This window comes from Bacillus pumilus, from assembly GCF_038738535.1.
Lineage (GTDB): Bacteria > Bacillota > Bacilli > Bacillales > Bacillaceae > Bacillus.
In genome coordinates, this window is sequence record NZ_CP046128.1 from 1,802,373 (window position 1) to 1,819,540 (window position 17,168).

The window sequence follows — 17,168 nt, forward strand, 5'->3', positions numbered from 1 at the left end:
TAAACAATATATAATTTAGATGAAAACAATCTCTTTTTGAGATAGATGGGTGTGAAGTGTAAAAATGGAGCTTCGTCAGTTGCGTTATTTTGTAGAAGTCGCAGACCGTGAGCACGTGTCAGAAGCGGCTGAAAACTTACATGTCGCCCAATCTGCTATCAGCCGGCAGATTGCGAATTTAGAAGAAGAACTTGGAGTGGCCTTATTCGAACGAGAAGGCCGAAATATCAAATTAACGAAAATCGGCAGACAATTTTTAGATCATGTCAGAACGGCACTAAAAGCCATTGATTATGCGAAAGAGCAAATTGATGAATACTTAGATCCGCACAAAGGAACGGTGAATATCGGCTTTCCTACAAGTCTAGCAAGCCAAGTGCTTCCTTCAGTCATTTCCGCCTTTAAGCAGGAATATCCAGAGGTCGATTTTTTACTTCGTCAAGGATCATATAAATTTCTCATTGAAGCTGTAAAAAATCGGGATATTGATCTCGCCTTTTTAGGACCCGTACCGACAAACGATCCTCAAATAGAAGGAAATATTTTGTTTTCAGAAAGCATTTATGCCCTTTTGCCGGTTAGCCACCCCTTTAGCGGACAAAAGAGTATTCATTTAAGTGATTTAAGAAAGGATCATTTCGTGTTATTTCCTGAAGGGTATGTGCTGAGACAAATTGCAGTTGATGCTTGCAAGCAGGCAGGCTATAAGCCAACCATTTCATCTGAAGGAGAGGATTTAGACGCCATTAAAGGTCTTGTATCAGCGGGTATGGGCGTTACCTTATTACCCGAAAGCGCCTTTTATGAAACCACACCGCGATTTACAGCGAAAATTCCGATCGATTTTCCGCAAGTGAGAAGAACTGTTGGAATTATTGCGTCTAAGTCACGAGAAATGTCTCCTTCTGCCCATGATTTTTATGTGTTTGTGAAGGATTTCTTTTCTAAAATTGAACAATATAAATAATTTATTAAAACAGGACATTTCATTTGTGGAAATAATCCCTCTTTGTATATGATGGGTTACAGAACAACACACTATATGGAAGAAAGGTATTCGTATGAAATCAATTTTATCGTTTTTAAAGCCGTATCGGCTGTCCGTTGTGTCCATTGTTATCCTCACCTTTTTAAGCAGCATGCTCCAGCTGTATTTACCGACGCTTACGGCAGATATCGTCGATGTCGGAATCGTCCAAGGAGATATTGCTTACATATGGAAGGTTGGCGGCTGGATGGTGGCCTGTTCTTTACTTGCCATCTTGCTCACGATCTGGAAGTCTTACTTGTCATCAAAGACTGCACTTGGCTTCGGGCGTGATATGAGAAGACAGCTGTTTGTGCATGTCGAACAATTTTCACTAGAAGAATTTCAAAGGATCGGGACGTCTTCCTTTATTACAAGATCAACAAATGATGTGAAACAAGTCCAAGATGTCACGATCATGATTTTACAAATGATGACGAGAGCACCGCTCATGCTTGTGGGCGGAATTATTTTGGCTGTATCCCGAGATGCTGTCCTGTCTCTCATTTTTTTAGCAGCTCTTCCCCTTCTTGGCGGATTTATCTATTTGGTATCGAGAAAAGCCATTCCATTATTCGGCCAGCTTCAGAAGAAAACAGACCGGCTGAATTTAATTATGCGAGAATCTCTTTCAGGCATCCGGGTCATTCGTGCTTTTAACCGTGTAGATGATGAAAAGGAGCGTTTTCAAGAAGCCAACACATCCTACAAGGATACTGGCCTTAGAGTCAACCGATTAATGGCTTACTTGTTTCCATTTATGCTGATCATCATGAACTTCACGAATATCGGCATTGTCTGGCTAGGTGCAAACCGAATTGATGCCGGAGAGATGGAAGTTGGGAATCTCATTGCTTTCATTCAATATGCGATGATGATTTTAATGGCACTTATTATGCTGTCGATGAGCTTTATTATGGTTCCAAGAGCACAAGCATCAGCTAAACGCATGAACGAAGTGTTAAACATGGAACCGAAGATTAAAGACAATGAAGGAACTGTTATTGACCTGCGCGCGCCAGCCCAATCCATTCGTTTTGAAGATGTGTCATTTTATTACTCAAATGCTGAGAAACCGGCAGTTCAAGACATTACGTTTGAAGCCAAAACTGGCGAAACGACAGCTATTATCGGAAGTACAGGTTCTGGGAAAACCACTCTTCTCCAGCTGATGACACGCTTTTATGAAGCAACAGATGGCCGGATTACACTAGATGGTGTAGACATTAGAGAGCTGCCTCAGGAGAAACTAAGAAGCCAGATGGGCTATGTCTCTCAAAAAGCGGTTTTATTTAGCGGCACCATTGCCGATAATGTGCGTTTTGGCAGGCAGGATGCAAGCGATGAGGACGTCTGGCAAGCGCTGCGAACGGCGCAGGCAGAAGAATTTGTTTTGCAAAAAGATGGCGGAATCAATGCGGAAATTGACCAGGGTGGATCGAATCTATCTGGCGGTCAAAAGCAGCGTCTTTCTATTGCAAGAGCGCTAGTGAGAAAGCCGTCATTCTATCTGTTTGACGATAGTTTCTCAGCACTTGATTACAAAACAGATGCGAAGCTTCGGGCATCATTAGAAGCTGAAAAAGCGCATGCAGCCCTCATCATTGTGGCGCAAAGAATCAGCACAGTGAAGCATAGTGATAAAATCATCGTACTAGATGATGGGAAAATCGCAGGTATCGGAACACATGAACAATTACTGAAGGACAATCTTGTCTATCAAGAGATTGTTGCATCCCAGGAAGGTCAGGAGGTGGAGCGAGGATGAGTAAGAAAATGTCTTCCGGCATGGGCCATAAAGGCGGCCACCCTAGAGGACCTGTCACAAAACCGAAGGAATTTAAGAAAACACTGCTTCGTTTGATTGGTTATTTAAAACCGAGGAAAATTCAATTGATCATTGTCTTCATTGCAGCGGTCGGTTCAACCGTCTTTAACGTCATTAGTCCAAAGCTGCTAGGGGATGCCACCTCTTCCCTGTTTGACAGCTTTACTCAAGGAACAGCTGTTCAATTTGATGTCATTTCACGTATTTTATTACTGCTTGTCGCGCTATATGTCATTGCCTCTCTCTTTTCATTCGTTCAGCAATATGTGATGGCGGGTGTCTCCCAACAGACCATTGCTGAATTACGGCAAGAAGCAAATGACAAGCTCACACGTCTCCCCCTTCGGTATTTTGATAAAACAACCCATGGGGACACGCTGAGCCGTGTGATGAATGATATCGATAATATTAATACATCGCTTCAGCAGGCACTCACCCAAGTGATTACATCTGTCATTACGGTCATTGGGATTGTCGTCATGATGCTATTGATTAGTCCGCTATTGACCTTGCTTGTTTGTTTAACGCTGCCGCTCAGCCTGTTTGCGATTCGCGGCATTACGTCATTTTCTCAAAAGCATTTTAAAGCGCAGCAAAAAGAGCTCGGGATGATCAACGGACATATTAATGAAATGTTCTCAGGGCATCAAACGGTTCGTGCGTATGGCTACGAAAAGAAAGCGATTGATACGTTTGATCAATTAAACGAACAGCTGTATGAATCATCAAGGAAAGCGCAGTTCATTTCTGGTTTAATGATGCCATTGATGACGTTTATCGGGAACCTTGGCTATGTGGCAGTCAGTGTAGCCGGCGGTATTCTTGTCATTAATGGGAATATTCGTGTCGGAGATGTGCAGGCGTTTATCCAATACACGCAGCAAATGTCTCAACCGCTCGTGCAGGCATCAAGCGTCGCCAACTTGGTTCAATCAGCGATTGCTTCTGCTGAAAGGGTATTTGAAATCCTCGATGAGGAAGAAGAAAGTGCCGAGGAAGATGCAGCAATTGATCTTGAATCACTTTCAGGCGATGTGAGCTTTGAACAAGTTCAATTTGGGTATGAAAAAGACCATCCGATTATTAAAGATTTGACTTTAGATGTAAAAGAAGGACAAACGGTTGCTATTGTCGGGCCAACAGGCGCTGGAAAAACAACCATCATCAATCTTTTAATGCGTTTCTATGAATTAGATCAAGGCTCTATCCGCATCGGCGGCGTCAAAACAACTGACCTCAGCCGTCAGCAAGTACGCGACTTATTTGCGATGGTTCTTCAGGATACGTGGCTTTTTGAAGGAACGATTCACGACAATATTGCCTATGGCAGGCAGAACGTCTCAAAAGAGGATGTCATCAAAGCCGCCAAACATGCTTATGCTGATGACTTCATCCGCACACTACCAGACGGATATGACACACTCTTAACAGAAGATGCCGGCAATCTGTCCCAAGGTCAGCGCCAGCTGTTAACCATCGCCCGTGCGATTTTATCTGATCCAAAGATCTTGATATTAGATGAAGCGACGAGCAGTGTGGATACACGGACAGAGATGCACATTCAAAAAGCGATGAATGAATTGATGAAAGGCAGAACGAGCTTCGTCATTGCACACAGGCTGTCGACGATCAAGGATGCAGACCTTATTCTAGTCATGAAAGATGGCACCATCATTGAAAAAGGAACGCACAGTGAACTCTTGAAACAAAAAGGCTTTTATGCAGACTTATATATGAGCCAATTTTCGGAGAATCAAGTGGGTTAAATATAAAGAGAGGATAGACACGCGCCCATGCGGTCTATCCTCTTTTTTGTTAATCAGCTCGCTTTTTCACTTTTACACTGAGTTTCGTTATATACTCTGCTTCATCTTTAGACATGAGTGAATGAAGCAAATACTCCTCAAATACATCTCCATCCAGCATCATTTCCTCTTTCTCGATTTCATCTAACAAGCGCGAATAAGCAGACTCAATCTCCTCATATGATCCTTGATCATACATCACAGCATAGAGGCCCGCAGGTTTTTTAACTGCTCCTGGCGCTTCCATTCGGCAAAACAGCTGATCTGACTGATGATAGTGACGCTGAAGAAACTGCTCCTTTTTTAAGACAGCACCATTTGCCGCAGCACCTTTTATACCAATTCCCTTTAGAAATTTTCCAACAATACGTGATATTTCTTCTACGGATGTATTCATGTCAATTGGGTTCGATGCACTTAATACAACAGGTTCTTCTGGCATCTCTTGAAACAGAACCTCTCCTATTTTTATAGATGATAGTTCTTGCGTCGTCTCCATCACCCGCATAAGAAAAGACTGGATATCTTGAAGTTTTTCAATCTCTTGTTTGACCTTTTCTACTTGTTCGGCTGCTAGGCTTTGAAGCCTTTCGCGGGAAGGCTCTGTAAAATATTGTTTTAACTCTTTTATCGGAAATTGAACAGCTCGAAGGGATTGAATCGCTATAAAATGATCAAATTGCTCGAGTGTATAGTAACGGTACCCATTTTCATGGACACCAGCTGGCTTAAATAAATCAATTTTATCGTAATAAAACAGGGTATCTTTTTTTACATCAAATAGCTTGGCAAATTCTCCAGTGAAAAACGTTTTTTGCACATCATTGATCATGATTAAGGCTCCTCTCTTGACTATGGAGTTACTCCACCCTTTATCATGATAACATGCAGAACCACCACTACGCTGGGAAAGGATAAAAACATGAACAACATAACTCAACATGAAGTGACATTAGAAATTGCAAATAAAGAGGATTTCCCTTTTATGAAAAAAGAGCTGCAGAAAGCTTTTACAGCTGGCGTGATCGACGCATTTGGCGATGCGCATGATGGACCGATTCCTCCAGATGAAGTGATTGATGAATCTTTTCAATCAAATGAACACATTGTTTATCATATTAAGCTAAATGGTGAAAAGGCAGGCGGAGTTGTCATTAAAATCAACAAAGAGACCCATCACAACTCAGTTGACCTATTATACATCTCTTCATCCTCACACGGAAAAGGCATTGGTCAGGCAGCATGGAAAGCCATTGAGGCGCAATATCCAGAAACGATGGTATGGGAGGTTGTGACTCCGTATTTTGAAAAACGCAACATTCATTTTTATGTCAATAAGTGCGGCTTTCAAATTGTTGAATTTTATCACATGAAACATCCAGATCCGAACGCACCTCATGCAGATGATCAAGAAAATGAGCCATCAGCACCTGAGGAATTTGAATTCTTTAAATTTGAGAAAGTCATGAAGAAAACTTGCTCTAACAAATGAAAATCTTCATCATACACTAAAAAACACTACCCTATAAAAAAGGTAGTGTTTTTTGCATCTCTTCTAGCCTCTAATCTGGCCATCGCCAGATAGAAGCAGCTTCGTTGTCGTGAGTGCAGGAAGTCCCATCGGACCTCTTGCATGCAGTTTTTGAGTGGAGATGCCAATTTCAGCCCCGTATCCAAGTGCGCCGCCGTCTGTAAAGCGGGTAGATGCGTTATGATAAACCGCCGCCGCATCGACTGCGTTTAAAAACGTGAGTGCCTGCTTTTCATCTTCTGTCACGATGGCTTCTGAATGTTTTGTACCGTACTGATCAATATGGTGTATGGCTTCCTCGATTGAATCGACTACCTTTACTGCAAGATCAAGACTTAAATACTCATCTGCCCAGTCCACTTCCTCAGCAGGAATGGCGTTTGAAAAATGAGACAGTGCTGCCTCGTCACCATGTACAGTGACATGGTGCTCCAGCAGAGCTTCATTCAATGATGCAGCATTCTCTTTCAGCCAATCACGATGGATGATCAGCGTCTCAAGTGCATTACATACAGCCGGACGATTCGTTTTTGCATTGATGACAATCTCAATGGCTTTTTTTACATTGGCTGTTTGATCAATAAAGACATGGCAGTTTCCTGTCCCTGTTTCAAGGACGGGAATGGTGGATTGTTCAACCACTGTTTTGATTAAAGAAGCTCCCCCTCGCGGAATTAAGACATCGATCCAATCTTTCAGATGGAACATCGCTTGAACCGATGAACGGTCTGTTTGTTCAATCAATTGCACCGCATCACGCGGGATCTTTGTTTGATCCAATGCTTCATGAATGACACGGACAATGGCTTTGTTGGAAGAAATAGCGGAGGAACCGCCTTTTAAAATCACTGCGTTACCTGCCTTGAGGGCAAGCCCTGCTGCATCGACAGTGACGTTCGGTCTCGCTTCATAGATCATCCCGATCACGCCGAGCGGTACTCTTCGGCTTTTCACGTGCAAGCCGTTTTCAAGAGTCCATTCATCCAATATTTCTCCAACAGGATCTGTTAATCTCGTCACAAGCCGCAAACTTTCAGCAAACTCATGAATTCTTTCTTCATTTAACATTAAACGATCCAAGAGTGCCTCTGAGAAGCCCTTTTCCTTCCCGGCATCTACATCCTTTTGGTTCTCCTGTAAAATGAAGGTGCTTTTTTGTTCTAACGCTTCTGCTAGTTTAAGCAGCGCCTCGTTTTTATCCTCTGTATGAAGTAAACCTAGTTTTTTTGAAACGTGCTTTGCTTTTTTTGCTTTTTCTTTGACCGATGTGACAACTTCAGCTGTCAGTGTCATGGAATTCCTCCCTTTTGGTTAGCAAACTGGTATCGATAAATCTAAATGACAAACAAACGCTTCAAGATCGACGACATGAACCACTTCATCCTGTAACGAGTCACTGTTCAGTGCAAGTTCATCAGATGGATAATTCACAATACCAAGCCCTATTTCTCTTCCATCTTGATCTAAAATACGGACGACATCGCCTTTTTTAAACGAACCCTTTACATTGACAATGCCATCGGAATCAAGGCATTTCTCGCGGTGCATGAGGTGCTCCTGTGATTTTTTTTGAACAACGATCTCGCCTTTTGGTCCAGAATGAAAGGCAATCCACTGCTTCTTGTAATTCAGCGGAGCTAAATTTTCATCAGCCGTAAAATAAGTGCCGTCCTCTGTCCCATTGATCGCTTTATCTAAAATGTGAGGCGTATCCGCTTTTCCTAAAAAGCCATTGATGCCAGCGGCCATGGAAATTTTAAACGCATCGAGCTTTGATTTCATTCCGCCTGTGCCCACACTGCTGCCTGCATCTCCAGCCGCTGCTTCGATGTCTTCTGTGATGTCTGTGACTTCAAGAATTCTCTTTGCATTTGGGTTTGTATGCGGGTTATCTTCATACAAGCCATCAATATCAGATAAAATGGCAAGGAAATCCGCATCAATCAATCCAGCTACTTTTGCAGACAATGTATCGTTATCTCCGAACTTCAGCCGATTGATCGTCACTGTGTCATTTTCATTAATAATTGGAATGATGCCTCGATCTAATAACACATTCATCGTGTTGCGCACATTTTGATAGCGTGTTTCATCGGAAAAATCACTTCTTGTGATTAAAAGCTGTGAGGCAATATAACCGTGTGATAAAAATAAAGTAGAATATGATTCCATTAAAAGGCCTTGCCCAATTGAGGCAGATGCCTGTTTTTCCGGCAGTGTTTTGGGTCTATCGATAAATCCTAGTTTTCGGTAACCAGCTGCAACCGCACCAGATGAAACCAAAATGACTTCGTGTCCTGCATCTTTGAGTTTCACAATTTGATTGACGAGGTTTTCTAGTTTTTTTAAACTAATCTCCCCTTGAAAGCTAGTAAGAGAGCTGCTTCCGATTTTCACAACAATTCGTTTTCTCTCTTTATCTGCGTACACCTTATCACTCCTTTACCTGAGCTCTATTTATATAGATACTTTTTGTTTTTGCTGATTGCTGATCTCTTTTGATCGATTAGCAGCATGTTTGACGGCCTGCTTGATCGCTTCTCCACCGCCAAAATCATCTAATGCATTCAATCCAGCAGCCGTTGTTCCATTTGGTGACGTAATTTTCTCTCTTAGAGTAGAAGGGTCTTCTTCTGTTTCTTGCAGCATTTTCGCTGCACCGAGAAGTGTCTGCGTACCGATTTGGCGAGACAATTCCTTAGATAAACCTGCTTCTTCTCCCGCTTCTTCGATTCTCTCCATTAAGAAATAAAAATAGGCTGGGCCGCTTCCGGCAATTCCAGTGAAAATATCCATTTGCTCTTCCTGAATGGTATAGACTTCGCCCATTTCAGATAAAAGAGCCTGACTCATGCTGATATGGTCGTCTTTCACATAACGTCCAGCACATAAAGCGGTCGCTGAAGCCCCGATCGTACTTGACGTATTGGGCATCACCCTCATAACAGGCTGCCCTTCATGCAGCATATCTTCAATATATGATTGCTTAACGCCTGCAAGGACAGACATGATCAGCTGGTCTCTCTGAATATGAGGTTTTAACGATTCAAGTGCTGTTTCAGCATCCTTTGGCTTCATGGCCAGGATCAACATATCCATTTCTTCAAAAGGAAAAGAATCCATTGTGGCTGTTTGTATTCCGTATCGTTTCGTTAGTTCATTCAATCGATGTTGATTTTGTCTGTTTGTTGCGTAAATTTGGCCTAGCGGCATCTGTCCTGATCGCACAATCCCTGCAATCATTCCTTCCGCCATAGAACCTGCTCCAATGAAAGCAACTTTCTTTTGATCAATGATATGGATCCTCTCCCTTGTTCGCTTTTTGTTCGTGTTTTTCACACGTTAGTTATCGTAACATGATGAGAAATCGTGTCAAGAAAGAGCTAGTGCTTTTCAAAAGTCCCGATTGTATAGCGAACCGCTTGCTATATGTATGCTGACTGCGCTTTTACGAAACAACAAATTAGATCAAAAGAACTATTCGTATTTGCATCATAGTACCCTTTCTTTCGACTGAATTCCCCATTTTATTTTTGATTCGGTGACTTCAATTCTATTTTTTAGAAAGCGCTATCATTTTTAATGACTTTCTATTTTCCTATACGATGAATGTGCTTGAATCTTCCGATTAGACTATTGACATATTTTAGAAAACATGTCCGTTGAAATGACATTTTACTGGTGATACGGTGAAAGAGAAACCAAGTGAAAAAGGAGCGTTCATAATGAAAGTGAAAGAAAACTATGTCAATGTCATTCCAATGAAAGAAATCCGTTCTACCGATGACCTTCTTTTCCCATTCCCTATTTACAATGAGCTACGTGCGCAGAGTGATATGAGATATGATGAAACAAGAAAGTGCTGGGATCTCTTTCGATATGCGGATATCCAGTCTGTTCTCAAGCAGCCGAAAGTGTTCTCATCACAGCGAGGAAGAAGCACCTCGAAAACGAGTATTTTAACAATGGACCCTCCAAAACATACAAAGATGAGAGCACTCGTGAATAAAGCATTCACGCCAAAAGCGATCAAGCAATTAGAAGGTAAGATTAAAGACCTGACACATGACCTGCTGCAACAAGTCAAGGATCAACGTACGTTTGATATCGTGCAAGATCTAGCAGCTCCCCTGCCTGTGATGATTATTGCTGAGCTTCTCGGTGCAGAGGTAAAAGATAGAGAACTGATTAAGAAACATTCTGATGCCCTAGTGGCAGGTGCTAAGGATGAATCAAAAGAAGCCATTCAGGCAGTTGTCGATATGCAGAAACGCGCAGAGGAAGAGCTGTCCTCTTATTTTGCTCACTTAATCCAAAAACGAAAAGACTCCCCTGCTGATGACCTGATCTCACTTCTCATTCAAGCGGAAATCGATGGTGAGCGTTTAACCGAGAATGAACTGCTTGGCTTTTGTATTCTATTACTTGTTGCTGGTAATGAGACAACGACCAATTTAATTACAAATGCAGTACGACTGCTTACAGAGCAGCCGCATATCGCCGAAGCAGTACGGCAGGACCTCTCTCTTATTCCTCAATTGACCGAGGAAACGTTACGCTATTACCCGCCTGTTCAAGCCATTGGGCGAATCGCGGCCGAGGATGTGGAGATTGCAGGCTCAAAAATTGAAAAAGGTGACTATCTCATTAGCTGGGTCGCTTCTGCAAATCGCGATGAACAGAAATTTGACGATCCAGATACGTTCCGCCTTGACCGGAAATCAAATCCGCATATGAGCTTTGGCTTTGGCATTCATTTTTGTCTCGGTGCACCGCTAGCCCGCCTTGAGAGCAACATTGCCCTTGAGGTTTTACTCCAGACGTTTCAAGACATCACCTGTGCGGCAGATCAGCTAAAACCCATTCAAAGCACATTTGTTTTTGGGGTAAAAGAATTTCCTGTACAGGTCACCCGTTTTTAAAAGTCCCTTTTGAGGGGCTTTTTCATTTTCTTCAATTCATCATCTCTTTCTTACCTTCCATCTCCGAACATGCTAAAATAAAGTCCATACAAAGTGATAACGGAATGCAGAAAGGGAGCCAAAAATTCATGACCGATTATACAGCAATGAAAGACGGAATATTCAAATCAGTTTGTTCGTTAGATTGCCCGGATCAGTGCGGTCTTTTGATACATAAAGAAAATGGAAAGATCGTAAAAGTGCAGGGAGATCCAGACCACCCAGTTACCCAAGGCAACATATGCAACAAGGTGCGGAATGTCACAGCCCGTTTATATGATGAAAAACGGCTGACCACTCCTTTGAAACGTGTTGGACGCAAAGGCGATGGTCAATTTGCACCGATTACGTGGGAAGAAGCCATTGAAACCATTCGTCAAAAATGGACAAAGCTGGTTGAAGAAAAAGGTCCAGAAAGTATTCTGCCTTACAGCTTTTATGGGAACATGGGCAATCTGAATGCAGAAGGCATGGACCGCCGCTTTTTCTATCGTCTTGGTTCAAGTCAGTTAGACCGGACCATCTGTCAGTCAGCAGGAACGACTGGCTATAAATATACAATGGGTGCAAGCATCGGGACAGACCCAGAAGACACCATTCATACGAAACTATTTATCTTTTGGGGCATCAATGCTGTGTCGACCAATATGCACCAAATCACCCTCGCACAAAAAGCGCGAAAGCAAGGAGCAAAGATTGTCGTGATTGATGTTCACAAGAACCAAACCGGACGGATGGCAGATTGGTTTATTCCGCTTCGACCTGGTACTGACAGCGCACTTGCCCTTGGCATCATGCATGTCCTTTTTAAAGAAGGACTGACAGATGAAGCCTTTTTAGAGGAATATACAACCGGTCATAAAGAGCTGCGCGAGCATGTGAAGCAGTATGATCCAGACACCGTTGAGGGTATCACTGGGGTTTCTAAAGAGGACATCCTTACACTTGCGAGAATGTACGCAGAGACATCGCCATCTCTCATTCGCATTGGCAATGGTTTGCAGCACCATGATAATGGCGGGATGAGTATTCGAACCATTTCCTGCCTCCCTGCTCTGACTGGTCAATGGCTCTACAAGGGCGGCGGTGCGATGAAATCAAACTCTTCTTTTCTCAGTTATAATGAAACCGCTCTTCAGCGGCCGGATCTGTTAAAGGAACGCACGCCAAGATCATTTAATATGAATCAGCTAGGCAGTGTGCTGACGAATGCAGCGCCTTCCATTGATTCACTCTTTGTCTACTCGTGCAACCCAGCCGTTGTGACACCTGAAGCAAATAAAGTAAGAGAAGGTTTGCTGAGAGAGGACTTATTTACAGTGGTTCATGACCTATTTCTGACAGAGACAGCTGCGTATGCAGACATTGTCCTGCCGGCAACATCCGCTTTTGAAAATGAGGATTTCTATACATCATACTGGCACCATTATATTCAAATTCAAGAGCCGGTGATTGAACGCTATGGAGAAAGTAAATCCAATACGGAAGTGTTCCGCCTGTTAGCCCATGCGATGGGCTTTGAAGATGAAGCCTTCCGCGAGACAGATGCGGAGCTCATGGAACAAGCCCTTCACCATCCGGAAAATCCGCATTATGAGGACATTTCGTACGAAGCATTAAAAGAAAAGAAATGGATCAAAGCAAAACGAGGACCTTTCCAAGACTTAAAGCTCTCTACTCCAAGCGGGAAAATTGAGCTTTATTCTGAACAAATGAAAAAAGACGGCTATCCAGCACTACCAACCTATATGCCCCTTTATCAGGAAAGTGAATATCCGCTTACCTTTATACCAGGTCCGAATCATAATTTTCTTAACTCAACCTTCTCACTTCATGAAAAGCATCAAAAGCTTGAGAAATTTCCTAAGCTTCATATGAATGAACAAGATGCAAAGGCAAGACAGATTGAAGATGGTGACATGGTGCGTGTGCTGAATGATCGAGGAGAATGTGAGCTGGTCGTATCAGTCGGTCAAAATGTATTATCTGGTGTTGTGGTCAGTCAAGGATTATGGGCAGATCAAAAAGGCAAAAAACATTTAGTCAATGGATTAACACCAGATCGCTTGGCAGATATGGGCGGCGGCGCGACGTTCTTTTCTGGCAGAGTGGAAGTTGAAAAATTATCATAGACAGAAGAAAAGCCAGCAAAAACTGCTGGCTTTTTTTCATTTGGTTTTATCGAATAATCAGCTGGTTGGTCATCACATTTGCACTTCCATTGCTTCGGTAGCCTTCTACAGTTAATGCTGTTTCATACATTTTCCCCATTGGCATACCTAGGCTTTCCCATTTTCTGAAATGCTCACTGACGGATACAGTTCCGCTCGTACGTTTTGTTTGACGTACACTCCAATATTGCTTAAAGGTAGCGTCCCCAATAATAGAAGGCTGGTTGACACGTAGCGTTTCATAAATGTCATATGTGCCTCCATCGGCATAAAATGATCCTTTATACGTTCCTGTTGGGCGATAGGTGCCCCATGACTCAACAATGTAGTATTCAGCTAATGGAGATTGTGTCCAGCCATAGACACATAAGTAGGAATTCCCGCCCGGGTTAAAGGCTGCGTTGTAATTGATGGAGATGTTGCCAAGTTGATGATGAGTTTTAGTGGAATCAAACTTCTTCCCTTTTCGAAACAAAGCATTTCCAATATTGTTCCATTGTGCGCTAAATGCTCCGCCATTATTGAGTGTCATTGAGGTATTTCCGTAATCCTTCCATAATTCAAAATCGTATCCGCTGTGTGTGCCTATTCTATTATCATAAATCGTTTCCGCATGAGCTGGTACAGCAGTCAGTGTCAGCACAAATCCAATACACATCACAAACAACAGCCTCAATCTTTTCAAATTCATTTTTCATCCCTCTCCTTTTTTCATCATATTATTCTGCCTTCTCTAAGATGAAACGAGCCCATCACCTCCTTTCATGTAACCTTTCTTGCTAGACAGAACGGTATTGTTCTAACCCGGCATGGATGTCTCTTGTTTGTGTATAGATCTTTTGATACAGATGAAATAGATCAGCATATATACTTGCATGCTGCTGCTCTGGCTCATAGACAGCAGCTTGATGAATAAACTGATCTGCACATGCCTCAAGCGACGGACACCATCCGCAGCCAACGGCGGCCAGCATAGCTGCACCTAAAGCAGGCCCTTGTTCATTGTCTAACTGGATGACCTCAGCCTGAAAAATGTCTGCTTGCATTTGAAGCCATGTCCGGCTTCTCGCGCCGCCCCCAATGGAGACAATAGAATCTATGTGTTTCCCTGCTTGCCGGAATAAGGCGATGGATTCATTTAACGAGAAGGTAATCCCTTCTAGCACAGCCCTTACGATATGTGTCCTTTCATGTCTGCTGTCTAATCCAATCAAGCTTCCACGAACGGTAGAATCCGCATGAGGTGTTCTCTCCCCGACTAAATATGGCGTAAAGAGCAATCCTTTCGCTCCTGGCGCGACATCAACCGCACCCTCTAAAAGCGATTGGAACGATTCCTCTGGAGCCAGTAAGTGTTTTACCCAGTTAAGGCTATATCCTGCTGAAAGGGTGACACCCATTGTGTAAAAAGCGTCTTTTTTTGCATGATGAAACAAATGCAAGTTTCCTTGAAGCGCTCTTTCATGATCCTCTTCGTAAGAGAGAATGACGCCAGATGTGCCAATGCTGCATAACGTGCGGCCAGAGGATAAAATGCCAGCTCCAATTGCTCCGCAAGCATTGTCTGCCCCGCCAGCAAAGACTTTTGCACCCTCTTCGATCCCCGCCTCACGTGCAATGTGCGGCAATAGTGTACCGACCTCTTCCTCTGATGAGACAAGCGGCGGACAAATATGAGGAGGAATATCAAATGCCTGACAAATCTCTTCACTCCACTTTTGCTCTCCAATATCTAACAGCAATGTGCCAGCCGCATCAGAATAATCGATATGAACAGACCCTGTTAAACGAAATCTGACATAATCTTTCGGGAGTAAAAACATGTCGATTTGTTGATCAATTTCTGGTTCATGTTCCTTTACCCATAATAATTTTGGCAGTGTAAATCCTTCTAGCGCCTGATTTTTCGTGATCTTTTGCAGCCGTTCCCCCAGCTTTTTTGTGATGCGTGTACATTGCGCTGTCGTTCGTGTATCATTCCATAAAATCGCAGGGCGGAGTACCTTGCGGGATTCATTTAAAAGAACCAGACCATGCATCTGTCCAGAAAAGCTGATGCCTTCTACTTTCTTTGAATGAACAGGCTGTCTTGCCATCAGTTCTTTCATCGCAGCCACTGTTTGCTCAACCCAATCCTCTGGGTTCTGCTCACAATATCCAGGTCTATCTTGAATGAGGCGGTAAGACTTAGAGGCCTCGCAGCACACCTTTCCATTCTCATCTACTAATATTGCTTTGACTCCGCTCGTTCCAAGATCAATTCCCATCACATACTTCATGTCTTCACTCCTTCAAAACAGGTCCGCTCCTTCAATCAATCTTCTAACAAATATTGATTTAACCGGGCTTTCAACTGTTCCTCTCTTCCCGATTCGTTTCTGATCAAAGGGTGTTTGAGCGCATACTCTTCTAATGTATGAAAGTTTGCCTTTCCTTCTGAAATGTCACGGCCAATCCCTTCAGAAAAACTGCGATACCTGTGCTTTATCACATCTTCAAACACACGATCTTCTATGAGTCTATGAGCGACCCGCAGTCCTTTTGCGAATGCATCCATACCCGCAATATGGGCATACAAAATATCTTCAAGCTCAAAAGAAGCTCTTCTAACTTTTGCATCAAAATTGAGACCACCAGTTCCTAGTCCGCCATTTTGCAGAATTTCATACATGGCAAGAGTTGTGGCATATAAATCTGTTGGAAATTCATCAGTGTCCCAGCCGAGCAGCGTATTCCCTTGGTTCGCATCCACAGAACCGAGCAATCCATGTATTCTTGCTACTCGTAATTCATGCTCAAACGTATGACCGGCAAGCGTCGCGTGATTGGCCTCGATATTCAATTTAAAATGTGAATCTAATCCGTATTGCTTTAAAAAGGCGATAGATGTCGCTGCATCTGCATCGTATTGATGAGTGGTTGGCTCCTTTGGCTTAGGCTCAATTAAAAATTGGCCAGTGTACCCAATTTCCTTTGCATAATCAACAGCCATATGCAAGAACGACGCCATGTGGTCAAGCTCTCTTTTCATATCTGTATTCAGCAGAGTATCGTATCCTTCTCGTCCTCCCCAGAAAACGTAGTTTTCAGCGCCGAGTTCTTTAGCTGTTTCGATGCCTTTTTTCACCTGTGCGGCCGCATAGGCAAAGACATCTGCATGACAAGATGTCGCTGCGCCGTGTACAAATCTAGGATGCTTGAACATATTGGCCGTGTTCCAGAGCAGCTTTACTCCGCTATCCCGCATGTATTCTTTCATTCTATCTAAAATGATGTCTAATTGTTGATTGGTCTCTTGAAGCGTATCTCCCTCCGGTGCAATGTCACGGTCATGGAAGGAAAAATACGGAACATCCAATAGATCAAAAAGTTGAAAGGCCACTTCCAATCTAGCTTTCGCTAAATCCATTCCGCTATAGGAGTCCCAGGCTCTCTGCATCGTGCCAGTTCCAAACATGTCTGTTCCATCTGCAGTCAATGTATGCCAATAAGCGACTGAGAAGCGCAGGTGATCTTTCATTGTTTTTCCGCCAATCATTTCGTTTGGATCATAGTGTTTAAAAGCGAGTGGATTTTTTGATTGTTTTCCTTCATATTGTATTTTTCCGATTCCTTCTAAGTTGTGTAACGTTTTCATATTTGAGTTGGCCATCTTTTATTCCTCCTATGAATATACTTAGTAAGTTGATTCAACAAACTAATGTTCAATTGATGATCAATTCACTTTGAATTTTCCATATTTTTTAGTTTTTTAGAAATATTTTCGTTATAATAAAGTTAAAATCATCCTTCTTACAGAATACAGGCAAACAAAAACAGCTTTTTTTCAACTTAATCTAAAGACG

Annotated in this window: 13 protein-coding genes; 6 read left to right on the top strand and 7 right to left on the bottom strand. The window is 42.8% G+C overall.

Features of this window, described 5'->3' with window-relative positions; translation table 11 throughout:
* The first annotated feature begins 64 nt into the window (after nucleotides 1-64).
* The 3 genes from GKC25_RS08895 to GKC25_RS08905 all read left to right on the top strand — a co-directional run bounded on the left by GKC25_RS08895 (nucleotide 65) and on the right by GKC25_RS08905 (nucleotide 4,621).
* Nucleotides 65-967, top strand: a complete 903-nt coding sequence (locus tag GKC25_RS08895) for a LysR family transcriptional regulator (RefSeq protein ID WP_034660886.1) — start codon at nucleotides 65-67, stop codon at nucleotides 965-967.
* A 94-nt stretch (nucleotides 968-1,061) separates the two neighbouring features.
* Entirely contained in the window at nucleotides 1,062-2,795 is a 1,734-nt protein-coding gene (locus GKC25_RS08900) for an ABC transporter ATP-binding protein (RefSeq protein WP_034660887.1), read from the top strand.
* Nucleotides 2,792-4,621 (top strand): ABC transporter ATP-binding protein, encoded by a 1,830-nt coding sequence (locus GKC25_RS08905; RefSeq protein ID WP_034660888.1) that lies wholly within the window; start codon nucleotides 2,792-2,794, stop codon nucleotides 4,619-4,621. Before GKC25_RS08900 ends, GKC25_RS08905 begins: the two co-directional genes overlap by 4 nt.
* Nucleotides 4,622-4,670: 49 nt before the next feature.
* Here GKC25_RS08905 and GKC25_RS08910 read toward each other — a convergent pair whose 3' ends face one another.
* Nucleotides 4,671-5,492 (bottom strand): MerR family transcriptional regulator, encoded by an 822-nt coding sequence (locus tag GKC25_RS08910; protein ID WP_034660889.1) that lies wholly within the window; start codon nucleotides 5,490-5,492, stop codon nucleotides 4,671-4,673.
* Between the two features lie 90 nt (nucleotides 5,493-5,582).
* Between GKC25_RS08910 and GKC25_RS08915 the strand changes: the two genes are divergently transcribed.
* Nucleotides 5,583-6,152 carry a GNAT family N-acetyltransferase gene (locus GKC25_RS08915; RefSeq protein WP_095285269.1) on the top strand — a complete coding sequence of 190 codons (570 nt, stop codon included), beginning with the start codon at nucleotides 5,583-5,585 and terminating at the stop codon, nucleotides 6,150-6,152.
* A gap of 63 nt (nucleotides 6,153-6,215) precedes the next feature.
* Here GKC25_RS08915 and GKC25_RS08920 read toward each other — a convergent pair whose 3' ends face one another.
* The 3 genes from GKC25_RS08920 to proC are packed head-to-tail and all read right to left on the bottom strand — an operon-like array spanning nucleotide 6,216 to nucleotide 9,446.
* A complete protein-coding gene (locus GKC25_RS08920; protein WP_095285270.1) occupies nucleotides 6,216-7,484 on the bottom strand; it encodes a glutamate-5-semialdehyde dehydrogenase in 1,269 nt (422 codons plus the stop codon).
* 18 nt (nucleotides 7,485-7,502) lie between these two features.
* Entirely contained in the window at nucleotides 7,503-8,621 is a 1,119-nt protein-coding gene (gene proB / locus GKC25_RS08925; protein WP_342689761.1) for a glutamate 5-kinase, read from the bottom strand.
* Nucleotides 8,622-8,648: 27 nt separating this feature from the next.
* The gene (gene proC, locus GKC25_RS08930) at nucleotides 8,649-9,446 is read right to left on the bottom strand and encodes a pyrroline-5-carboxylate reductase (protein WP_370876239.1); all 798 of its coding nucleotides are present in this window, start codon (nucleotides 9,444-9,446) and stop codon (nucleotides 8,649-8,651) included.
* Between the two features lie 470 nt (nucleotides 9,447-9,916).
* Here proC and GKC25_RS08935 point away from each other — a divergent pair, with 470 nt between their 5' ends.
* Both GKC25_RS08935 and GKC25_RS08940 read left to right on the top strand, forming a co-directional pair.
* Nucleotides 9,917-11,113, top strand: a complete 1,197-nt coding sequence (locus GKC25_RS08935; protein WP_034660894.1) for a cytochrome P450 — start codon at nucleotides 9,917-9,919, stop codon at nucleotides 11,111-11,113.
* Between the two features lie 128 nt (nucleotides 11,114-11,241).
* Nucleotides 11,242-13,284 carry a molybdopterin oxidoreductase family protein gene (locus GKC25_RS08940; protein WP_187704553.1) on the top strand — a complete coding sequence of 681 codons (2,043 nt, stop codon included), beginning with the start codon at nucleotides 11,242-11,244 and terminating at the stop codon, nucleotides 13,282-13,284.
* A gap of 46 nt (nucleotides 13,285-13,330) precedes the next feature.
* On the opposite strand, the gene GKC25_RS08945 is transcribed toward GKC25_RS08940, so the two are convergent.
* The 3 genes from GKC25_RS08945 to xylA form a co-directional block, all read right to left on the bottom strand.
* Complete coding sequence (locus GKC25_RS08945; RefSeq protein WP_034660895.1) at nucleotides 13,331-14,014, bottom strand: glycoside hydrolase family 11 protein; 684 nt, start codon at nucleotides 14,012-14,014, stop codon at nucleotides 13,331-13,333.
* A gap of 88 nt (nucleotides 14,015-14,102) precedes the next feature.
* Nucleotides 14,103-15,602: a xylulokinase gene (xylB, locus tag GKC25_RS08950; protein WP_342689762.1), complete on the bottom strand. Its 1,500-nt coding sequence runs from the start codon at nucleotides 15,600-15,602 to the stop codon at nucleotides 14,103-14,105.
* Between the two features lie 35 nt (nucleotides 15,603-15,637).
* Entirely contained in the window at nucleotides 15,638-16,975 is a 1,338-nt protein-coding gene (gene xylA, locus GKC25_RS08955) for a xylose isomerase (protein ID WP_060596530.1), read from the bottom strand.
* Nucleotides 16,976-17,168: the final 193 nt, after the last annotated feature.

Bases quoted from the DNA above. Each gene is read 5' to 3' on its own strand.
- GKC25_RS08895 (WP_034660886.1), top strand. From the start codon at position 65: ATGGAGCTTCGTCAGTTGCGTTATTTTGTAGAAGTCGCAGACCGTGAG.
- GKC25_RS08900 (WP_034660887.1), top strand. From the start codon at position 1,062: ATGAAATCAATTTTATCGTTTTTAAAGCCGTATCGGCTGTCCGTTGTG.
- GKC25_RS08905 (WP_034660888.1), top strand. From the start codon at position 2,792: ATGAGTAAGAAAATGTCTTCCGGCATGGGCCATAAAGGCGGCCACCCT.
- GKC25_RS08910 (WP_034660889.1), bottom strand. From the start codon at position 5,492: ATGATCAATGATGTGCAAAAAACGTTTTTCACTGGAGAATTTGCCAAG.
- GKC25_RS08915 (WP_095285269.1), top strand. From the start codon at position 5,583: ATGAACAACATAACTCAACATGAAGTGACATTAGAAATTGCAAATAAA.
- GKC25_RS08920 (WP_095285270.1), bottom strand. From the start codon at position 7,484: ATGACACTGACAGCTGAAGTTGTCACATCGGTCAAAGAAAAAGCAAAA.
- proC (WP_370876239.1), bottom strand. From the start codon at position 9,446: ATGGCGGAAGGAATGATTGCAGGGATTGTGCGATCAGGACAGATGCCG.
- GKC25_RS08935 (WP_034660894.1), top strand. From the start codon at position 9,917: ATGAAAGTGAAAGAAAACTATGTCAATGTCATTCCAATGAAAGAAATC.
- GKC25_RS08940 (WP_187704553.1), top strand. From the start codon at position 11,242: ATGACCGATTATACAGCAATGAAAGACGGAATATTCAAATCAGTTTGT.
- GKC25_RS08945 (WP_034660895.1), bottom strand. From the start codon at position 14,014: ATGAATTTGAAAAGATTGAGGCTGTTGTTTGTGATGTGTATTGGATTT.
- xylB (WP_342689762.1), bottom strand. From the start codon at position 15,602: ATGAAGTATGTGATGGGAATTGATCTTGGAACGAGCGGAGTCAAAGCA.
- xylA (WP_060596530.1), bottom strand. From the start codon at position 16,975: ATGGCCAACTCAAATATGAAAACGTTACACAACTTAGAAGGAATCGGA.